Here is a 486-nt window from a genome sequence, read left to right as displayed (position 1 = left end):
GGTATAGCCGCCATCGATCAGGCCCGCATTGGTCAGCATCGCGCTGATGTTCAGTTCGGTGTTGCGCCCCGCGACCAGTTCGCCGGTGGCGCGGTTGGTCAGGGTGTTGGCGGTGATCTTCAGGTCCTGGCCGGCGTGGAGCTTGCCGTCGTTGTCCAGATTGTCGGTGGTCAGTTCCAGGGAATTGCCGGCCGTCACCGCGCCACTGCGGTTGGTCAGGCTGTTGACCGCGAGTTTGGCGTCGGCATCGGACGAGACGTTGCCCGACGTGTTGTCGAGCGTGCCTGTAGCTACGCCCAGATCCTGGCCCGCGCCGATGCGGCCGGCCTGGTTGTCGACTGCGCCTGCGTTCAAGGTGACTTGCTGGCCCATGACGCCCAGGGCGCCTGGCGTAGCCGCGCCCGCACCGGCCAGACCATTGGCGAGGGTGTCGCGGTTGTTCAGGCTGCCGGCCGTCAAGGCCACGAGGTTGTCGGCCTGGATCAG

The 486-nt window shown here is 66.7% G+C and carries 1 protein-coding gene; it reads right to left on the bottom strand.

Features of this window, described 5'->3' with window-relative positions; all coding sequences use genetic code 11:
- A partial coding sequence (locus U858_RS34105) for a hypothetical protein (RefSeq protein WP_042886119.1) occupies positions 1–486 on the bottom strand: 486 nt, incomplete at both ends.

The sequence above is a fragment of the Achromobacter sp. DH1f genome (assembly GCF_000633435.1).
Taxonomy (GTDB): Bacteria; Pseudomonadota; Gammaproteobacteria; order Burkholderiales; family Burkholderiaceae_B; genus Achromobacter; species Achromobacter deleyi.
This window is presented reverse-complemented; position numbering and strand designations above follow the sequence as displayed.